Annotated in this window: 18 protein-coding genes and 1 riboswitch; of the genes, 3 read left to right on the plus strand and 15 right to left on the minus strand. The window is 48.3% G+C overall.

Annotated elements, in window-relative coordinates; all coding sequences use genetic code 11:
- Positions 1–12: 12 nt before the first annotated feature.
- The 4 genes from BBR47_RS21830 to BBR47_RS21850 all read right to left on the minus strand — a co-directional run bounded on the left by BBR47_RS21830 (position 13) and on the right by BBR47_RS21850 (position 4,444).
- Positions 13–894, minus strand: coding sequence for a methyl-accepting chemotaxis protein (locus BBR47_RS21830; RefSeq protein WP_015892592.1), 882 nt, complete (start codon positions 892–894; stop codon positions 13–15).
- 30 nt (positions 895–924) lie between these two features.
- On the minus strand, positions 925–2,382 hold the full coding sequence (locus BBR47_RS21835; protein ID WP_015892593.1) for an aldehyde dehydrogenase family protein: 1,458 nt from the start codon (positions 2,380–2,382) through the stop codon (positions 925–927).
- Between the two features lie 85 nt (positions 2,383–2,467).
- A riboswitch (cyclic di-GMP riboswitch) is annotated at positions 2,468–2,553 on the minus strand.
- 175 nt (positions 2,554–2,728) lie between these two features.
- Entirely contained in the window at positions 2,729–3,664 is a 936-nt protein-coding gene (locus BBR47_RS21845) for a methyl-accepting chemotaxis protein (protein ID WP_015892594.1), read from the minus strand.
- A gap of 24 nt (positions 3,665–3,688) precedes the next feature.
- Positions 3,689–4,444, minus strand: a complete 756-nt coding sequence (locus BBR47_RS21850) for a hypothetical protein (protein ID WP_015892595.1) — start codon at positions 4,442–4,444, stop codon at positions 3,689–3,691.
- 85 nt (positions 4,445–4,529) lie between these two features.
- Here BBR47_RS21850 and BBR47_RS21855 point away from each other — a divergent pair, with 85 nt between their 5' ends.
- Positions 4,530–5,942, plus strand: a complete 1,413-nt coding sequence (locus BBR47_RS21855; RefSeq protein ID WP_015892596.1) for an RsmB/NOP family class I SAM-dependent RNA methyltransferase — start codon at positions 4,530–4,532, stop codon at positions 5,940–5,942.
- A gap of 77 nt (positions 5,943–6,019) precedes the next feature.
- Here BBR47_RS21855 and BBR47_RS21860 read toward each other — a convergent pair whose 3' ends face one another.
- The 6 genes from BBR47_RS21860 to BBR47_RS21885 form a co-directional block, all read right to left on the minus strand.
- Positions 6,020–6,265 (minus strand): hypothetical protein, encoded by a 246-nt coding sequence (locus BBR47_RS21860; protein ID WP_015892597.1) that lies wholly within the window; start codon positions 6,263–6,265, stop codon positions 6,020–6,022.
- Between the two features lie 152 nt (positions 6,266–6,417).
- Positions 6,418–7,056, minus strand: coding sequence for a LysE family translocator (locus BBR47_RS21865; protein ID WP_015892598.1), 639 nt, complete (start codon positions 7,054–7,056; stop codon positions 6,418–6,420).
- Between the two features lie 5 nt (positions 7,057–7,061).
- A complete protein-coding gene (locus tag BBR47_RS21870; RefSeq protein WP_015892599.1) occupies positions 7,062–7,496 on the minus strand; it encodes an Lrp/AsnC family transcriptional regulator in 435 nt (144 codons plus the stop codon).
- 192 nt (positions 7,497–7,688) lie between these two features.
- Positions 7,689–8,849 carry an MFS transporter gene (locus BBR47_RS21875; protein ID WP_015892600.1) on the minus strand — a complete coding sequence of 387 codons (1,161 nt, stop codon included), beginning with the start codon at positions 8,847–8,849 and terminating at the stop codon, positions 7,689–7,691.
- Positions 8,839–9,675, minus strand: coding sequence for a MerR family transcriptional regulator (locus BBR47_RS21880; RefSeq protein ID WP_041749913.1), 837 nt, complete (start codon positions 9,673–9,675; stop codon positions 8,839–8,841). Before BBR47_RS21880 ends, BBR47_RS21875 begins: the two co-directional genes overlap by 11 nt.
- A gap of 131 nt (positions 9,676–9,806) precedes the next feature.
- Positions 9,807–11,288 (minus strand): DEAD/DEAH box helicase, encoded by a 1,482-nt coding sequence (locus BBR47_RS21885; RefSeq protein WP_015892602.1) that lies wholly within the window; start codon positions 11,286–11,288, stop codon positions 9,807–9,809.
- Positions 11,289–11,607: 319 nt separating this feature from the next.
- Between BBR47_RS21885 and BBR47_RS21890 the strand changes: the two genes are divergently transcribed.
- Positions 11,608–12,141 (plus strand): RNA polymerase sigma factor, encoded by a 534-nt coding sequence (locus BBR47_RS21890; RefSeq protein WP_015892603.1) that lies wholly within the window; start codon positions 11,608–11,610, stop codon positions 12,139–12,141.
- On the plus strand, positions 12,128–13,234 hold the full coding sequence (locus tag BBR47_RS21895; protein WP_015892604.1) for a DUF4179 domain-containing protein: 1,107 nt from the start codon (positions 12,128–12,130) through the stop codon (positions 13,232–13,234). Before BBR47_RS21890 ends, BBR47_RS21895 begins: the two co-directional genes overlap by 14 nt.
- 57 nt (positions 13,235–13,291) lie before the next feature.
- Here the strand turns inward: BBR47_RS21895 and BBR47_RS21900 are convergent, their stop codons facing one another.
- The 5 genes from BBR47_RS21900 to BBR47_RS21920 all read right to left on the minus strand — a co-directional run bounded on the left by BBR47_RS21900 (position 13,292) and on the right by BBR47_RS21920 (position 18,662).
- Entirely contained in the window at positions 13,292–14,371 is a 1,080-nt protein-coding gene (locus BBR47_RS21900) for a M42 family metallopeptidase (RefSeq protein ID WP_015892605.1), read from the minus strand.
- Between the two features lie 30 nt (positions 14,372–14,401).
- The gene (locus tag BBR47_RS21905; RefSeq protein ID WP_015892606.1) at positions 14,402–15,679 is read right to left on the minus strand and encodes an MFS transporter; all 1,278 of its coding nucleotides are present in this window, start codon (positions 15,677–15,679) and stop codon (positions 14,402–14,404) included.
- Between the two features lie 75 nt (positions 15,680–15,754).
- Positions 15,755–16,357 carry a TetR/AcrR family transcriptional regulator gene (locus BBR47_RS21910; RefSeq protein ID WP_015892607.1) on the minus strand — a complete coding sequence of 201 codons (603 nt, stop codon included), beginning with the start codon at positions 16,355–16,357 and terminating at the stop codon, positions 15,755–15,757.
- A 150-nt stretch (positions 16,358–16,507) separates the two neighbouring features.
- Positions 16,508–17,944: a dipeptidase PepV gene (pepV, locus tag BBR47_RS21915; protein ID WP_015892608.1), complete on the minus strand. Its 1,437-nt coding sequence runs from the start codon at positions 17,942–17,944 to the stop codon at positions 16,508–16,510.
- The gene (locus tag BBR47_RS21920; protein ID WP_015892609.1) at positions 17,931–18,662 is read right to left on the minus strand and encodes a GTP pyrophosphokinase; all 732 of its coding nucleotides are present in this window, start codon (positions 18,660–18,662) and stop codon (positions 17,931–17,933) included. The genes pepV and BBR47_RS21920 overlap by 14 nt, the downstream gene beginning before the upstream one ends.
- Positions 18,663–18,754 lie beyond the last annotated feature (92 nt).

The raw sequence follows: 18,754 nt of genomic DNA on the forward strand, positions 1-18,754 counted from the left end.
ACATGTATGGGCTTACTTTATTTCAAACACTTCTTGGGCAAGCCCTGCCAGCTTATTCGTATTGTCGCTCACTTCGACCATCGTCGCAGAAATTTCCTCCGTAGCGGCTGCCTGACTCTCCATGGTTTGATTGATCAATTCAATCGAATTTTGTAGCAGGGTTATCAAATCCCGGATGGAATCCGTGGTTTGCTTGATTTTGTCTGCATTCGTCCGTGAATCTGTCGCCATATTGCGAACCTCATTCGCGACGACAGCGAATCCACGCCCTGCATCTCCTACTCTCGCAGCCTCAATGCTCGCATTTAGTCCCAAAATGTTACTTTGATCAGCGATTTTTTTCACGGCGAGTGTAATTTGCTCGATCTCAGTTGTACTTTGGCTCACATCATTGGCTTGCTCTGAGATCGCCTTCATTTGCTCGTTCAAATTCCCGATCTGCACGGCCATCTCGTGTGTGGTGGCACTGACCTGCTCGACGACGCTCGAGAGATTTGCGGCAATTTCATACAGCTCATTGGCTCGTTCCATACTCGAACCAATGCCAACACCGCCGATAACTTTTCCCGTGTGATCATGCAAGGGGATCGCCCGTGCGACGAGAGGAAAACCAAATAATTCCTTGGGAACCATCATTGCCTGCTTGGTGTTTTTTCGAATCGCGTTCGTGATCACATCTCCCTCCTGGAGTGGATCACCAGACTTTACCTGCAGGGAAAATGTTTGGGCAGGCACATTGCGCAATAGCTTTTCCGTGTCGTAGACCCCAATGGTAATGTCATCGTTGAGCAAATCATTTAAATAGGGAGCAACCTTGATGAAAGCCTCGAGAAGTTCTGCATTTTTCCCCTTTTCGGAGGCTTCTGTTTCGTTCCATCCTTCGTATCCGTTCATGACCCTCTTCACCTCTATCTTTTGCTAGCATTAGTACGGAAATTGACGCTTTTTGTGCTGAACCGAAATCCATTTTAGCGTAGTAAACTCTTCTAGGCTCCATTGACCATTCAAGCGTCCCAATCCGGAATGCTTTTCACCGCCGAACGCCACAATTGGTTCGTCATTGATCGTTCCATCGTTGATATGAATCATGCCGGTCTCAATGCGCTTGGCCATCTGGGCACCTCTCTCCAGATCGCGGGTATGAATCGCCCCGGACAATCCAAATGGTGTTTCGTTCGCCATGCGAATTGCTTCTTCCTCGGAAGCAAACGACATGATGCAAACAGCCGGACCAAACAGCTCTTTGGATGCAATCGACATGTCTGTGGTCACTCCTGTCAAAACAATCGGCTCGACCACGTTTCCTTTTACTTCCCCTTTCAGTGCAGGAACGGCTCCTTCGCGTATCGCCTCATCGATCGTTGCCATCAGGTTGGCGACTTGCCGTTGATTGATGAGTGGACCGATTACCGTGTCTGGATCATTTGGGTCGCCTACCTTGAGACCAGATACTTTTTCCACATACAGATCGAGGAATTTATCGTATACATCTTGGTGAACCAGAACCCGGTTAGCCGACATGCAAATCTGACCTTGGTGGGTAAAGCGGCTGAATACCGCTGCATTGACGGCATACTGGAGATCCGCATCCTCCAAAACAATGAGGGCACTATTGCCACCTAGCTCCAAAATCGCCTTCTTGAAATGCTTCGCTGCCACTTGCGCGATATGGCTTCCTACTTGGCTAGAGCCTGTAAACGAAAGGATGCGCGGAATCGGGTGGGAGACAAACCCATCGCCAATTTCAGCAATATCCGTTACAACGACGTTGATCAAGCCTTTGGGCAGACCTACTTCTTCAAAAATTTTCGCGATGAGAGTCCCACCCGTGATTGGCGTGTGCTCATGCGGTTTGAGGACGACACCGTTGCCCGCGCCAAGAGCTGGAGCTACGGACTTCATCGACAGATAGAACGGGAAGTTGAACGGACTGATGACACCGACAACTCCTGCGGGAATCCGATACAAGCGATTTTCCTTTCCGTCTACGGGAGAAGGGAGAATTTTTCCTTCCATGCGCACCGGGAACGTAGCCGCTTCGCGAATAATATCCTTCACAAGCCCGATCTCAAAAAATGCCTTCAGTCGGGTTCCACCTAGTTCACGAATGATGATCTGAATGATTTCTTCTTCATGCTCTTCGATATAGCGAACTGCACGCTCCAACATTCGGGATTTGGTATAGGCATTCACTTCATCCCACTCTTTTTTCGCGTTGGCTGCCGCCTTGTAAGCCGCGTCGATATCCTCCAGATTTGCCATTTTGAATTCTGCGATGATTTCCCCGTTGTAAGGGTTGATATCTTGCAATGTCTTCGCGCCAAGTCCGTCGCGCCACTCCCCATTGATGTACTGCTTGTCCAGTGTTTGAAGGATTGACATGCTACAACCACTCCCTTTTGAAAAATAAAGAGGCCCCTTTCGCATGAAAGGAGCCGTCATACTAAAACAGCAAAATACACTGCTCGTTGGCAACCCGGCTGCCATCGTAACGTGTACATTAGGCCCGTGGCTTTGCGTCCCCACTTTTCAATGGGTTTGCCCATTCATAGCGAATGCTGATAAGATTTTGTCGAAAAAAGGAAAGATATGGAGAAACATACTTTGATTATAGTACTCCATTTCGAATAGTCAAACGTAAACATGTAAATATTTCGTGAAAGGAAAGAACAAATATCAAAAAGTCCGCATCGCTTGGATACGGACTCCTAATTTTTCTTCCTCATGATCACAATAACTTTTTGACATCCTTTACGCTCGTCGCGAGCATTTGCTCTACCGCGTTGGCGTCTCTTACGTGCTTGGTCATGCCTTCATTCAGCTCGTCCAGTAAGCCCTTTGCCTCACTTACCTGCTGGGACACATCGTCAGCAAAATGCTTTTGATGCGCGATGATTTCCATCACACCCGCCACTTCGACGTTCAGTACCTGGAAAGCGTTCGCGATCTGATCCGTCTTCTGTGCAGCATCCTTGCTGATGGAAAGTCCATTTTTGATCGCACTGCTGCTTTTTTCACTGTTGGACAATGCTTCTTTGATTTCTTCTTGAATCTTGCCGATCAATTCCGCAATCGTCTTGGTCGAGTTCGCTGTCATCTCTGCCAGCTTCCGTACTTCATCCGCTACGACAGCAAAGCCTCGGCCTTGTTCCCCCGCACGTGCAGCTTCTATCGCTGCATTCAGAGCGAGAAGGTTAGTCTGATTCGTAATGTCGCTGATTACCTTGACAATACTCGTAATTTCCGAAGAACGCTCTTCCAAGCGGCTCATGGACTTGGACGTATGAACCGATTCTTTGTCGAGCAGGCTCATGACTTCCACAACGTCCGTCATAGCCTTCTTGCCTTCATCTGCACGCGCTACCGATTGTTTACAGATGTCTGTCAGGCGCTCTCCTCGAACCGACAACTGGCTCGCAGATTCATCATCCCGCTCGTTAATGGCCTGGATATTCTCTACGGCACGCTTCATCCTCGTCACCAATCGCACCATTTGATCGGAATCGGCGTTCATTGCTTGGTCCGAAGCGAGGATTGCACCCAGCTGTTCGTAAAGACCGCGAAGCTCATGTTTCCATGCGTCTTGCTGTCCTGCCATTGTGGTTGTGGCTGTCGTCGCTGCTGTCTCTTTTTCTGCCAGGCCTTTGTCTTTTTTCCAAAACATCCGCTTCCCTCTCCTTTGTACCCATCAATTGTCACCTCGGCGGCTATATACGCGGGACTCGATTATTCCCGGATGTTGTTTCGCCAAGCTCAGCAAGTTTTCCAAGAAATAATAGTGACCCTCCAAGAGCTCCACGTCTTTACGCTCAAAATGCTTCACCTGCAAATACTGCTGCATTTCCAAAGCATAGCGCTCCAGTTTATCGTGAAAATCGTTGGCACGAAGCATTTGCTCCACTTCTGGATATTCTGTTTTCAGGCGACTCAGCTCGCTGTATACACGCCCACCCTCCAGAATCATCTGGTAGGCCGTGCGCTCAAGCGTAGCTGTTGTAGCTGCCTCCTGCTCCTCACGCTCCTCGCGCAAAGCTGCCAAGTACGTGATAAAATGGTAGACAGTTAAAAATAATGGTCCTAAAAATAGAATGATCCCTGCCTTGTACACATGCTGATTGGACAAATTGCTGATGAGCAGGAATAAGTGAAACAAGATCGCACCCAACCATACATAGATGATGATTTGGTGATTGATCTTCCCTGCCTTTTGGTGGCGTGAAAAGGCAAAGGTAAGTCCGAGCAGATAAAAGGCAAGCAACGTAAAGCTGGCAGAAAACAAAGCCATCTCCATATCGGTCAGCCAATCTGCATCGGCGGGTATTTCGATAAAGAATTCAAAAGCGAGCACCAGCAGTGAGAACAACAACCCCATGATCCAAAACCGGCTTACTTCCGAGTCATTCCTCCGCCGGGAGCGGTAGCGTTTTGCACGGGATCCTTCCATAATGCTCTCACCTCATTCTCTATGATTCGCCATGATTCTATCTTTTCCTTTCACACGGGGCCAAAATCTGACATCGGAGGCTGTTATGACGAAAAATTTACCAACACCATTTATCGAGCGCATGAAAACCTTGCTCGGACACGACTATGAGGCCTTCGTTTCCTCGTATGATCAGCCTGTGACACACGGCTTGCGAGTCAATCCGTTGAAGGTGGAGCGTGACGATTTTTTGAAAATCTCGCCGTTTGCTGTAGAAGCAGTCCCTTGGTGCGAAAACGGGTTTCGCTACAAAGAGCCTGCTCGTCCCGGCAAGCATCCTTTTCACTCCGCTGGCATGTACTATTTGCAGGAGCCAAGTGCGATGTCCGCTGCCGAAGCACTCGGTGCACAACCTGGTGAGCGAATTCTCGACCTGTGTGCAGCGCCAGGGGGCAAATCGACGCAGCTTGCAGCGTTTTTGCATGGACAAGGAATGCTCGTGGCAAACGAAATCCATCCTGTTCGGGCAAAAGCCTTGTCAGAAAACCTGGAGCGCTGCGGCGTGACCAATGCCGTCGTGACCAACGAAACGCCCGAACGCTTACAGGAGCGATTCCCTCAGTTTTTTGACCGAATTTTAGTAGACGCTCCTTGCTCTGGCGAAGGAATGTTTCGCAAGCTGCCCGAAGCAATCGAAGACTGGAGCCCAGCAAAAGTAACGGAGTGCCATGTCATGCAAGGCGATATTCTCGAGGCGGCCGCTGCTATGCTGAAGCCAGGCGGGACGTTGGTCTACTCCACCTGCACATTCGCTCCGTTGGAAAACGAGCAGTCCCTGGTTAACTTCCTCGGCCGTCACCCGGAATTTGAGATCGTCCCGCTGCCACATGCAGATTGCTTTTCTGCTGGTCAACCCGAGTGGGCGTCGCCGCAAAACGAGCAGCTCACCCAGACAGCCAGATTGTGGCCTCATCGTCTACAGGGAGAAGGTCATTACCTCGCCAAGCTGCAAAAGAGTGAGACCGCTGAAGTTCATGAACCTTCCGGGAAGCGTAAAGAAAAGCGTGCGGCAAAATCAGCTCCAGCAGGTCGAAAAGAAGCCCTGGCAGCCTGGCGTACATTCGCAGCCGAAGCACTCCCTGCGCTTTCCAAACCATTCGAAGATGAGTCAGCTTTTCTTTTATTTGGCGAGCAGCTCTACTACTCACCTGCCCCCGAGCTCGCCTGGGACAAGCTCAAGGTCGCGCGCGTCGGTCTGCATCTAGGAACGGTAAAGAAGAACAGATTTGAACCTGCACACGCCTTGGCACTCGCTCTCTCTCCTGCGGAGGCAGCCCGTGTCGCTTCGTATGGCGCGGACGATCCTGAACTGTTGCGGTACTTAAAAGGAGAAGCGCTCACGCGTGAAGGGGAAAGTGGTTGGACGCTGGTTACTGTAGAGGGATTCTCCATCGGTTGGGGCAAGCAATCAGAGGGGCAACTCAAAAATCATTATCCAAAAGGTCTACGCTGGTTGTAGATTTCCATCCCAAATAAAAAAGCCCACAAAGCTACACGAAATGCATTCGTGACTGCTTTTGGGCTTTTCTCTTTTTCTTATGATCGCCCTCTGCGGGACGGATTGTCTACTACGGACAAAGAGCCATTTCTAATATAACGCAATATTTTTGAAACAGATATCCCTGTTGCGTTGGCAATTTGCATCGCATTCGAATTCGGATACGTTCTCACGTAATTGCGAATCATCTGGTAGTCTTGCATTTCGTTTTCTCCGCAAACCTGGCAACTGTACTCTCCCCGGCCCATCGGACTGCCGCATTTCAAGCACGTATCCGTCGTCATCACTGGTTCTCCTCACACCCTGTACTATGGTACTTTTACAAGAAAGGGTTCTATCTTCCTATCTATTACCCAATTCACATGGGAGGAAAACACTATTTTCTATCGCAATTCCTGTATTCTATTAAAATTCGATACAGTCATTCCAAATTCCTTTAAAAAGGCCAGTATGGAGGCTTCAAACCGCTTTTTGCGAAAAGGACAATCGCAAACCCAATGAGAAAGACACCACTGAGCACATGAAAAACGTTGAACCATCCTGGACGAAAAAAGCGAGCCAAATACGCGGCCAACAAAGCTACCAGCCCTAGAAACAAAAAAGTCGATAACAGACAGCCTGTCGCAAACAAGAACAACTCCGTTGAATGAACAAAAGTGCCAGATGCCAATAGTGAGCCAAATACTCCCGCCCAAAACAGAACGGTCAGAGGATTTGCGAGCGTCAGAAGCACGCCGTGCCAAAAGCTGCTTCGACCCGATGGAGCCTGCTGAACTGGTGCCTGTTCTTGTTCTCCCCTTCCTTTTATGGCACGCAAGGTTTGAATCCCAAACCAAGTCAAAATCAGGGCCCCCATAATCAAAACCATCTGTCTGACCCAATCGATTTGTAACAGCAGCGACAGTCCCCCGATCGCCCCTACCATATAAACCGCATCTGCGAGTGCAACACCCAGTACCATCATGAATGCATCCCGCAATCGCCGAGTCATCGAGCGATGCAACACCGCCAGACAGACCGGACCAACGGATAGCTGGAGCATCATCCCGAATAATAGACCGTGCCAGATCGCCATCAGGCTCACATCTCCTCTTTCATGGAAGACAGGACGATCATCGTATTCGTCTTGCTTACCCCTTCTACTTGCTTCAATGTTTCAGAGATGAATCGTTCCAGATCAGCCGTCCCTTTTACGGCAACCTTCAATACATAGTCGTAAGCTCCCGCAATATGATGGCATTCCAGCACACAGTCTGCCTGCATGACCGTCTCACGGAAGCCAGCGATATGCTCCGTTTTCTCGATTTGCACCATCACAAACGCAATCAGGTGAAGCCCTAGCTGCTCCCGATCCAGCTTTACCGTGAATTGCCTGATGAGCCCTGTATCCTCCAGCTTGCGTATTCGCTCGGAGACCGCAGGCACGGACAAATGAACCTGCTTGCTGATGTCGGAGCTGGTGATTTGGGCATTTTCCCGCAATAAGCGAAGGATTTGTTCATCAATCCGATCCATAGTGGTGCCCCTCCTTTTTATCATGATTATACCAATTCCTTCATAATAAAAAGGGTTTTGACGCTATCACCGTATATTTTAAAGAGATGATATGGCTTAACTTTCATTTTTTCTGCCACACGAATGATCTTGGGGCGTATTCCTAATACAATGCGGCCGAGAGAGACAAGAAGTTATCATACAACCATCTTCTTACGCTGATAGCTGCTCTTTCTTTGTGGAAAACAAGCGGATCGCGAGCAACAATGACAGCAACGCTATAACAAATCCGGACCAGCCCAGATGCTCCACAGAGGAGTTGCTGATCACCAGTCCCCCAACCCACGATCCCAAAGCGAAGCCAAATTGAATAAAGGATGTATTGATGCTAAGTGCGATATCTGGCGAACGGGGCACCTGGGTAACCAAATATAGCTGTTGGGCCGGAGACGTTGCCCAAGTTGCGAGCATCCACAGCATGATGATCACGATATACGTAGTGATTACTCCATCCATGACCGATAGCAAAAGCAGCATACCTGCCTGAAGGGAGAGTCCAAAATAAATCGTAAACTTCGGCCCTTTGCGATCTGCAATAACCCCTCCAATTTTTGACCCCATAAAACTGCAAATGCCTGCTAAAAACAGAATCCCGGAAATCTCGGATGCCGAAAGCACGGCCCGGCTTAGCAGAAAAGGCGCAATATAGGTAAACAATGTGGAATAAGCGCCGATGTACAACAGCGTGATAACAACCGCAGTAAGAATCTTTCTATTTTTTATAACAGCTAGCTGTGCCCGCGGTGTTACAGCCTCCTGCGCTTTTATAGGCGGGACTTTTTTATAAATGACAAGCAACGGAACCAAGCCCAGCAGTCCAATAAAAATAAACAGCAGTCTCCAACCAATCGCTTCACTTAAAAAAGTGCCAACGGGAAGACCAAGTACAAGTGAGCTACTCAATCCCATCAAAATGATGCCGATTGCTCGCCCACGATTGCCTTCTTCAACTAGCCGTGTAGATACAGCCATCGCAACAACAGTAGCAACTCCTCCACTGAGTCCTTGAATCATGCGTGTAACCAGCATCATCTCAAAGGAAGGACTCACATAGACCAGCCAGTTGCTCAAAATAAAAATGCCAAGCATTATAAGTAATAATTTTTTTCGGTCAAGATGGATCGTGGCAGCGATGACAATAGGAGCCCCTACTGCCGCAGAAAGGGCAAATGCAGTGACAAGCAATCCAGCAGACGACGTCGTGACACAAAGATCAGCTGCCACCGTTTGAATGATCCCGCTTATCAGATACTCCACTGTCCCAATCAGGAAAACTGCCAAAGCGAGAATATGGACAACCCCTTTATTCCCCATGCTCACTTTGCCCCCTTGCTACAATTGGAATCTGGATTTCTATGAGCTCAACTCCAGGTTCATCTGATAAGGGTACATAGATTTCTCTGCCGGGCTGCTCATCTCGAATACAGTAACCATGCTGTTCAATCCACGTAGCCAAATCCAGGCAAGCTGATTCTTTCATGGTCGAATCCGAACGGAATAGTAACGTAGCCATTGTCTCGGCAGGCAAGAAGCTTCGTTCCATTTGCTCGGGCAGTTTGACAGATTCTGTTTTAATGCCATAGCCCACCCCAAAATCGAAAAGCTGATCCTTCGTTCCGGTTTCCTTCCATAGCACTGTTTTGGGACCTGTCAAGGATGACTTCATGCTGGGATCAAGCATGCTGTCGAACATTTGAAACAGCCAAGGAATATCTTCAGCAGTACCCCGTGCCGAATAGGAGATCAAGTGCATACCATCTATCTGCTTCAAAACCACCTCTTGCTCCTTCTCGATCCTTCCCTCCCGTTCTACAAGCTGCACTCGTTCTTTAATACGGGCAAGCTTTGCCATTTCCATCTCTAGCAGGGATTGGATTTCATTTTCTTTGAGCCTCAGCATGCCCCGAATTTGTTCGGCTGGTATATTCTCGTGAAGCAATTGCGCAATCTGCTGCAAGGTGAACCCCAATTCTTTGAAGATGACAATTCGATTGATCTGCAGAAGCTGTTCGGCACAGTAATATCGGTACCCGGTCGTATCATCGATTTTTGCTGGTTTTAGAATCCCAATCTGATCATAATAGCGCAACGTTTGCAACGGAATTCGACTCAGTCGGGAAAACTCGCTGATTTTGAACAATTCCACACCTTCCCTCTCATTACTTCGATCTGAGTATAAACCTTCTAGTCGGGTATAAAGTCAAGAATCGAAAGGCGTTTCTACAAAAAAACTGCCCAGATCCTTCTCGGATCTGGACAGCCTTTTCTATCTTATTTTCCCCGAGATTTCCCTTGGGATTGACTAAATGGTCTTCCACCCTTGGCAGAACGGGCTGCTCCACCTTTTCCTGCTTTTTTGGCATCGGCAGGCTTGGCAGATTTACCCGCTTTGCGTGCTGCAATCGCTTCAGCCTTCTTGCGGTTTTTCTCGTACTGCGTTTGCAGATCTCCCAGCTCACGCGCCATCTTCTTTTTGTAGCCTGGCTTTACCTTCGTCTTTTTCTTTATCGCTTCCCGTACAGGAGAGAACTCTTTGTCTTTTTCCTTCTGTTGCTCTTTCGCCTGTTGCGCCCGCAGCTCAATGAAATGAGCTTCCCGTTCTTCTGCGCGCTGACGACGTCCGGCATCCAGATGGCGTCCTTCCTGCAAAATTCTTTCTTCGATCGAAGCCTTCGTCGCTTTCGCAAAACGAGCCATCAAGTTTTTCTGACGAGGAGAAATGAGGGAGATCGCTTTTCCCTTTTGTCCTGCACGACCCGTACGACCGACGCGGTGAATGTAACTGTCCACGTCATTCGGCAAATCGTAGTTGATGACGTGAGTTACACCTTCTACATCGAGTCCACGAGCCGCGATATCTGTCGCGATCAAAAATTGGAAACGAATTTCGCGGAATTGCTTCATCAGTTGTTCCCGCTTGTTTTGGGACAAATCACCGTACAGGGCTTTCGCCGAGAGGCCATTTTCCTGCAGGCGGGCTGTAAGCTGTTGCACACGTACTTGGGTATTGGCAAACACAATGGTCAAGAACGGCTGCTCTTGCTCCAGCACATCGACGAGAGCATCCGTCTTATCGCTTTGGTTCACTACATAGTAAAATTGTTCAATGCGCTCCACAGTCTTCTGCTTACCCTCGATCTTGATATGCGGTGGCTGTTTCATGAAGCGGTGCGCCAGTTTTTTCACCAAATCAGGCATCGTAGCCGAGAACAACAGCACCTGGCGTTGGGAAGGTGTGTGGACGATTACTTGCTCCACATCTTCCAAGAAGCCCATTTCCATCATTTTATCGGCTTCATCCAGCACCAATGTGGAGATACGTCCGAAATGGAGCGATCCGCGCTTCATATGATCCAGTACACGTCCTGGTGTTCCTACAACAATTTGGACCGTTTCTTTCAGCTTGCTCAGCTGTTTGTCAATATCCGTTCCACCGTGCAGGGAGAGTACATTCACATTCAGGTGTTTGCCCAGCTTTTCTACTTCTTTGGCAATCTGGATGGAAAGCTCACGCGTCGGAGTGAGGATGAGCGCTTGAATGTCGCGTTTTCCCTCATCCAATGCGTTGAGGATCGGCAGCATGAATGCAGCTGTTTTACCCGTACCTGTCTGAGCTTGTCCGATCAGATCCTTGCCTTCCATAATGAGAGGAATGGCTTCCTCTTGAATTTGTGTTGGTTCTTTATAATACAGGTCTTGAATCCCTTGCATCAGCTCCGGACGAAAACCAAAAGACGCAAACGATTTTGCCATAACTTCCACTTCCTTTCACAAGCGATCCGATTCGCCACACCATGACTGCATGGACAGTGGATGCGATAAAACCGGCTCTCATCAATCAAAATTCATCCTAGGCAGGTTGTTGCCCTTGCGAAATCCTATCCTACCTATACTAAAGGAGTCCTTTCGAAAAAACAACTAAACCGTTCAACTCCGGGGCATTTTTCTTCAAGACTCGCGACGCTGAAGCAAGCCTCGCTAAAATTTTTGCTTACATCATGTGACCATGTATCGATCTCGCTGATCTAATTACTGTCCATGCGAAAAACCAACACAGAAAGGAGTGTGAAAGATGAATCTAACAGAACAGGTTCTCTTGGCAAAACAGGGAGATCGTGAAGCTTTTATCGCTGTTGTCAAACAAGTCGAGAGCTCCTTGTACCATACGGCTAGATCCATCCTGAAAAAGGAGGAAGATATTGCAGATGCTCTCCAGGAAACCATTTTGAAAGCTTTTAAATCTCTGCATTCACTTCGTGAGCCCCAATTTTTCAAGACATGGATGTTCCGAATTTTGATCAATGAATGCAACAAGATCGTAGCAAATCGCTCCCGTAACGTTCTAATGGATGAATTCCCTATCCAATTGTCACTCTCACCGAAAGACGAACTTATTGACCTGCGGGACGCCGTTGAGAGATTGGATGAACAGCAGCGCCTTGTTATTGTGCTTCACTATTTTGAAGACATGCCTTTAAGACAAGTAGCAGAGATACTGGAAATTTCGGAGAGTGCTGCAAAAATGCGACTCAGTAGGGCACGGAACAACTTGATGGAGAAATTACATACATTTCGGGAAGGGAAGATACATTATGGATCAATCTAAATTCGATGTAGAACTACAGGAGTACAAACGTACAAAAGATTCGACGATGTCACCATTGGTACGGGCTCGATTGGATGCAACATACGCCGCTCTCCCGGAAATGTCTCGTGAACGAAAAGTCCAACGATTACGCAAAGCACCCTATGTTGCGGCCGCAGCAGTCATTCTAGGTGCAACTGTATTCACCTCCGGATTTATCTCGCCAGTCATGGCGCAATCGATTAAGCAGATCCCATTGGTGGGCAGTCTCTTTAGCTTCATCGAAGCGGACCTCGGCTTACGAGCTGCAGGCGAACAAGGTCTTTCTTCCAAGGTCAACAGAAGTATTTCTCATCATGACATGAAGCTCGAGGTAACAGAGACGGTCTTCGACGGAACACGCGCTGTCTACCTCCTCAATGTAACGGCTCCAAACCTGAAGGACGGCATGTTTGATACGGGAGCGGAGGTTGTCAAACTCAGTGACGCTATCGAAAATGTCACTTTTAGCATCGATGGAAAAGGGCAAGATGACCCAGATAGTTTGGTAACAGGCGGTTTTTTCTACTCAGCTGGCGAATCGCACCCAAACTTTCTTGTCTTCGAAGAAATTTTGAAGACACCTGACCACAATTCTACGGGCAAGATTCCAGACTCATTCCATGCGGAAGTGGTTGTTAAGCTTGCTGGTATTGATCAAGCCTTCAAGCTAGACATTCCGTTCCAAAAAGCGACGAACAACACCATCCAGCTTAAACCGAATGCTATTCAATCAAACGATGGGATTTCTTTCGAAGTATCCGAGGTCAATGTGACGCCAGTGACGACGCGCTTGTTGTATTCGGTCAAACTGGATGGCGCGACATCAGATAAGTCCATCAGAGCTGCCCTGTTTGACGACCAAGGTCGTCAACTGACATCCCTCCACGGAGAAGGGGAACGTAAGGATAACACTCTCACATTTGACGCCCGCTATGCTTCTGCACAAGGACAGCCGAAGTATTTCATAATCAAGCCTTTTGTCGTAAAAGATCATTTCGCTGAAACAGTCACAGACGATCAGTTTATTAAGGGTCTGGAAATAAAGGTAGACCTCCCCGAGAAGAACAAGTAACAAAACGAAAACCCTCCCCAATGCATTCATACATGGGGAGGGTTTTGCTTTCCTTGCCTATCTGTCGATCAATTGTTGAATCGTTGCCTTATCGAGCTTCTTGATAACGGCTGTCAGCAGTTGGGCAGCCTGCTCGAAATCGCTTTTAGACATAATCGCATTATGGCTGTGAATATACCGTGTCGCAAAGCCGACGACAATCGATGGGCAGCCAATTCCGCTTAAATGGAATTTCGCTGCATCTGTTCCACCTCCTGCGAGGGCATCCACCTGGATATTGATGCCGAGCTCCTCTGCTGTGTCGAATACGAGATCACGCAATCCGGTATGTGGAATCATCGTAGCATCAAATAACATGACGAGCGGACCGTCTCCCACATTGCAGGTCATCGGATACGATTCATTTCCAGGTGTGTCATACGCGAGTCCAACATCAACAGCAAAAGCAATATCCGGTTCAACCAGCCTCGCTATTGTGCCCGCACCACGAGTCCCTACTTCTTCCTGAACGGTTGCACCAGCGTATACCACATTCGGATGCTCTTCCGTCTGTAACCGTTTCAGTACCTCGATTGCCATCGCGCACCCCGCCCGATTATCGAGCGCCTTTGCGACCCACAGCTCTCCGTCATGCATCGTCGTAAAATTACTGTCAGGGACAATCCAGTCACCTGGGCGAACACCCATTTCCTTTGCATCCGCTTCATCTTTTGCCCCGATGTCGATGTACAACTCCTTGAGCTTCATGACTTTTTCCCGTTCTTCTTTTTCCAGCGCGTGTGGTGCCTTCGAACCAATGAGCCCCAGATACTCACCTTTGCGTGTCTTGACCTTCACACGATGCGAGAGCATATTGTGCGTCCACCATCCGCCAAGCTGGATGAAACGCAAGTACCCTTTTGGCGTGATATGTGTCACCATGAAGCCTACTTCATCCAAATGTCCCGCGAGCAAAATTTTCGGACCGTTTTCTGCACCCGTCTTCTTCCCGAGCACTCCACCCAGCCGATCCTTTACCAACTCATCGCAAAGAGGCTGCAAGTACTTCTCCATCTTTACTCTGACTTCGCGCTCGTGCCCAGGTACTCCGTCCGTTTCCGTCAAATCCTTGATCAATTTCGTAAGATCGTCCATCATTTATCTCCTTTTTGATACTGAATTCCCTTATTATTGTTTCCCCAACCGCTGTCCCGAATGCGCTCGAGTAGTGATCCGATAAAACAGTACGAGACAAATCAGTCCCATCCCTACAAACATCCCAGTAATCGCGACGTTGGGAAGCCACGCACTGACAAGAATAAATAGACCTGCACTGCTGACTCCCACAATGCTAAACAGAGAATGTACAGCCATATACGTACTCCGCGCATGATCTGGCACCATATTGGCGAGTAATGCTTGTTTTACCGGAATGTGCATCACCTCACCCAGGCTCGCGAAGAACATGGCAATGAGCAAGACAGCGGGAGAGCTGCTGTAGCTAATCCATGCATACCCGCAAAAATACAGGACAAGGCCTACCAGGAGCACCGTCCTATCTCTCATGCTCTTCACCACGTAGGAGATCAAAACCGTCAAGCAAACAACCAGCACCGTGTTTTCTGTTTTTAATAGACCTAACAAGTTCATCCCATCCACCTGAAGGGCAAGAAACGAAAATAACTGCTCAGGCTCTGGGATTTCTTTCACTAAACGCAAGCCGATGACATTGGTCAATTGCTCCTCTACAGCAATAATGAGCAAATTCGCTATGGTAAACAGCAGAAAAATCCGATGCTTGAGCACTTCTTGATAAGCTCCCAAGACATCTGCCATGAAACTCGAATCTTTTTGTCCTTGCTTGCCAGATGCCTGGCATGGACGTTTTTCTGGCACATACGTTTCCTTGATCAACAGGATCGTAATGGCGAGCGAAATCGCGATGCTCACAGCCACACCGAGAAATAAAGCAAAATAATGCTCGTCGAACAAAAAAGCCCCCACCAATCCTCCTATCGCTACCGCCAGATTATTCAACCAATAGGAAGCAGTAAAAATCGCTCGTCTGTTCTCGGGCTGACTCACATCAATGATGAGTGCTTGGTAAGCAGGACCTGACGCCCCCAAACATAAGTGATGGAACAGAAACAAAATAAATGTCACATAGGGCAGCTGGAGCCAGGGCGAGTTAACGAAGGCCACACCAAGAAAGCTGAGGAAAATGACCGCCTCACATGCAACGATGACTTTTTTTCGCCCGATTCTGTCCGCCACATATCCCCCTGCAAAAGAACCTGTGACACTCGCTACCATCACGCCTAAAAACATAAAACCCGTTACAACCGTCCCCAATTGCTTGGAGAAAAAAACAATCAAGTACGGGGTCACAGTCATACTCGCCATCGTCGTCAAAAACTGCAACATTAGTCTGATCTGGATGTTCCTGTCGAACTTCCAAAAATGCATTGTGACCACTCCTTTTCATTATAATGATTGATTAATCAATCATTTATATTCCGAAAAAAAGACCGATGGAGAATGCTAGCTATTCTTCGGTCCAAAAAGCTGCATGGCAACCGGAACAAATTTTTCCCACATGTTGCTTTGTGGCTCATCCGTCAAATTCACACGCAGGCCAATTAACAGACTCATGTAAGCTGTCGCCACGTATTTGGGATCCTGGACATGCAAGAGTCCTTTCTGTTGTCCGTTGACCAAAAGCTCCGCAATTTTTTCACGGAAGATGTTGTGAAACGCGTCTAGCTCAGCAAAAGAATAGGGAAAACGATTGTAGTAGCCGACTACTTGTACGACCAGACGCAAGTACAAATCGAACGCAGCGAACATCTTGATGTGATTGGTCACCATTCTCTCTAATTCTAGTAATAGCTCTGATGCTTGGGGATCAAAGTCCAGAAGTTTGACGGAATGCTCTTGTAACGGCTCCGTAACAGCTGCATGAAAGAGCTGATCCTTGTTTTCAAAGTACGTGAAAACACTGCCAAAGCTCACTCCCGATGCCTTCGCGACTTTTGCAATGGTGGTATCATCATAGCCGCGCTCGGCAAACAGGAGAATTGCCTGCTGGAGAATCGTTTCCCGCTTTTGCTTCATTTTTAGTACTTGTTCTTCTGAAAGTGGCATGCTATACAGACTCCTTGCCAATGAATGATTACTTGATCAATCGTCACTTGAATTATTATAGTACTGACTTCCAGTATTTGCAAAGATTTTTGTCTCGCCTGATCGCAAAAATAAAAACGGCTGGAGCTTCTGTCCAGCCGTTTGCTATTTCTACTTCGCTAATTCATAGATCGCTTGCGCGTAAATCGCTGTCGCTTTGATCAAGTCATCCACGAAAATATATTCATCTCGCTGGTGAGCACTGTCAGGTCGTCCTGGGAAAAGCGGTCCGAATGCCACCCCAACATCCAACGAACGGCCGTAGGTAGCACCGCCAATTGCAATGATGCCAGCTTCCTCACCCGTTTGTTCTGTATACACGCGTTGCAGTGTCGTCACCAAAGGATGATTCGGGTCGACGCGGTGCGGTGTCAGATGCTCTGCCACTTCGAGCGTAAATGCTCCTTCACTGAATCGTTCAGCCAGAACCGCCGACCATTTTTCGAAGGCAACAGAATGTGGGTAACGGATATTCAGACGGAAAAGCGCATCCTGCTTTTCGTCATACTCGATCACACCTGTGTTCACTGTGAGCGCGCCCATTTCTTCATCATTATGCGCGATGCCGATCGCTTCCCCATAATGCTGCTTGTGCAAGTAACGATCAGCCAAGCCTACGAATACTGCTCCCCGTTCATCCAAGGACAAGGTGCGCAAAAAGTGAATGAGCTCGGTACCCGCGTTGACACCTTTGCTCGGGTCCATTCCGTGAACCGAGACGCCCTCCATGTGCAGCACAACGAGGCCATCCTGCACCTCCGCCTTGCCTTTTAAGCCAGTCGCGTCCAAATGCTGACGATAATTTTGTGCAATCGCCTCACTATTCAAGCCGATTGGCACAAGCGTTGCTACAGCCTTGTCTGGAACCATGTTCATCCGCAAGCCAGCCTGTAAGGAAACGAGCTTTGCCTCCACATTTTCCGCAGCAGGTATTCCTAGGCTTTGGAAGGATGCTAGCGTCTGGCGCAATGACAGGTCAGTCAAGCCTTTCTCCGCATAGATCAGCGGGAAATCGGCATCTGGCGTAAAGCCCATCGTCGGCATTTCTTCCGTTTCAAAATACGTGTTCACACATTGCCAGCTCGATTCTTCATCCGTACCGAAAATAAAGCGCACGCGCTTCGACAGCGGCAATCCAAGCTCCATCACGATCTTCGCGGCGAAAATGGCCGCCATCGTCGGTCCCTTGTCATCAATCGCACCACGTGCCACCAAGCGTCCATCCACGATCTCAGCCGCATACGGTGGTGTACTCCAGCCATCGCCTTCCGGTACGACATCGACATGGCTCAGAATGCCGATCAATTCCTCGCCTTGTCCGAATTCAGCGTGCCCTGCATACCCGCGGACGTCTTTAGTTGTCATGCCTGCCTTTTCACATACGCCTAGCGCAAAGTCAAGCGCTTGCCGAATCCCTTCTCCGAAAGGGGAACCTTCCCGCGCGGACTCGGGGTCGAGTACGCTTTTTATTTGCAAAAATTGTTGCGTCGTCGCAATGAGTTCTTCCTTGCGTTTATTTGTTTCTTCTAGCCAATTAATGCTTGTCATTCTCTTCTCCAGTCCCTTCATTCATACTTCCATCGTCCATTGCCGCATCGACGTCGAGATCCAGCTCCACCAACGATAATAATGACTCCATCGGCACTTCTTTTTTCGTAAACTCTGCTTGGGCGTCTTTAATTTCGTCCCGGATATTGTTCATTTCGCTATCCAGCTTGTAGGACGCCTTGGCAGCTTCGAACAATCTTTGCCGTATATCGGATGGGATAATTCCCTCGTATTTATAATTCAGCGAGTGCTCAATCGTCGCCCAAAAATTCATTCCCAATGTGCGAATCTGAATTTCTACCGGAATGGTCACTTGCCCACCCGCCATCATGATCGGATACTCCACAGCAAGGTGATAGCCGCGATAGCCGCTTTCTTTTGGGGTAGAGACATAATCCTTCTCCAAATACACACGCATGTCCCCGCGGTTGCGGATCATCTCTACAACTGCCGGTATATCATCGATAAACTGGCAAATGACACGGATGCCAGCGATATCGCGAATTTCCCAGCAAATATTTTCATCAATAGGAAACTGCAAGCGGTTTGCCTTGTTGTAAATGCTCGGGATCGATTTGACCCTGCCCACCGCAAACTCAATCGGTGAATGCTCCTTGCGTTTGCGCAGCTCGTTACGGATATTTTTAATTTTGACTTTGATTTCTTCTACAGCTTGTTCGAACGGTAGCAGATATAGTTCCCAATCTAGTTTGTGCACGCTTACGTCCCTCCGGCTTGAAACTCTCCATCGTCCTTATCATTCAACATTTTGTGTGAGATATCCTTCCAAAATACAAAAAGAGACGGGAG

Source organism: Brevibacillus brevis NBRC 100599 (assembly GCF_000010165.1).
Taxonomy (GTDB): domain Bacteria; phylum Bacillota; class Bacilli; order Brevibacillales; family Brevibacillaceae; genus Brevibacillus; species Brevibacillus brevis_D.

Bases quoted from the DNA above. Each gene is read 5' to 3' on its own strand.
- BBR47_RS21830 (WP_015892592.1), bottom strand. From the start codon at position 894: ATGAACGGATACGAAGGATGGAACGAAACAGAAGCCTCCGAAAAGGGG.
- BBR47_RS21835 (WP_015892593.1), bottom strand. From the start codon at position 2,382: ATGTCAATCCTTCAAACACTGGACAAGCAGTACATCAATGGGGAGTGG.
- BBR47_RS21845 (WP_015892594.1), bottom strand. From the start codon at position 3,664: ATGTTTTGGAAAAAAGACAAAGGCCTGGCAGAAAAAGAGACAGCAGCG.
- BBR47_RS21850 (WP_015892595.1), bottom strand. From the start codon at position 4,444: ATGGAAGGATCCCGTGCAAAACGCTACCGCTCCCGGCGGAGGAATGAC.
- BBR47_RS21855 (WP_015892596.1), top strand. From the start codon at position 4,530: ATGACGAAAAATTTACCAACACCATTTATCGAGCGCATGAAAACCTTG.
- BBR47_RS21860 (WP_015892597.1), bottom strand. From the start codon at position 6,265: ATGACGACGGATACGTGCTTGAAATGCGGCAGTCCGATGGGCCGGGGA.
- BBR47_RS21865 (WP_015892598.1), bottom strand. From the start codon at position 7,056: ATGGCGATCTGGCACGGTCTATTATTCGGGATGATGCTCCAGCTATCC.
- BBR47_RS21870 (WP_015892599.1), bottom strand. From the start codon at position 7,496: ATGGATCGGATTGATGAACAAATCCTTCGCTTATTGCGGGAAAATGCC.
- BBR47_RS21875 (WP_015892600.1), bottom strand. From the start codon at position 8,849: ATGGGGAATAAAGGGGTTGTCCATATTCTCGCTTTGGCAGTTTTCCTG.
- BBR47_RS21885 (WP_015892602.1), bottom strand. From the start codon at position 11,288: ATGGCAAAATCGTTTGCGTCTTTTGGTTTTCGTCCGGAGCTGATGCAA.
- BBR47_RS21890 (WP_015892603.1), top strand. From the start codon at position 11,608: ATGAATCTAACAGAACAGGTTCTCTTGGCAAAACAGGGAGATCGTGAA.
- BBR47_RS21895 (WP_015892604.1), top strand. From the start codon at position 12,128: ATGGATCAATCTAAATTCGATGTAGAACTACAGGAGTACAAACGTACA.
- BBR47_RS21900 (WP_015892605.1), bottom strand. From the start codon at position 14,371: ATGATGGACGATCTTACGAAATTGATCAAGGATTTGACGGAAACGGAC.
- BBR47_RS21905 (WP_015892606.1), bottom strand. From the start codon at position 15,679: ATGCATTTTTGGAAGTTCGACAGGAACATCCAGATCAGACTAATGTTG.
- BBR47_RS21910 (WP_015892607.1), bottom strand. From the start codon at position 16,357: ATGCCACTTTCAGAAGAACAAGTACTAAAAATGAAGCAAAAGCGGGAA.
- pepV (WP_015892608.1), bottom strand. From the start codon at position 17,944: ATGACAAGCATTAATTGGCTAGAAGAAACAAATAAACGCAAGGAAGAA.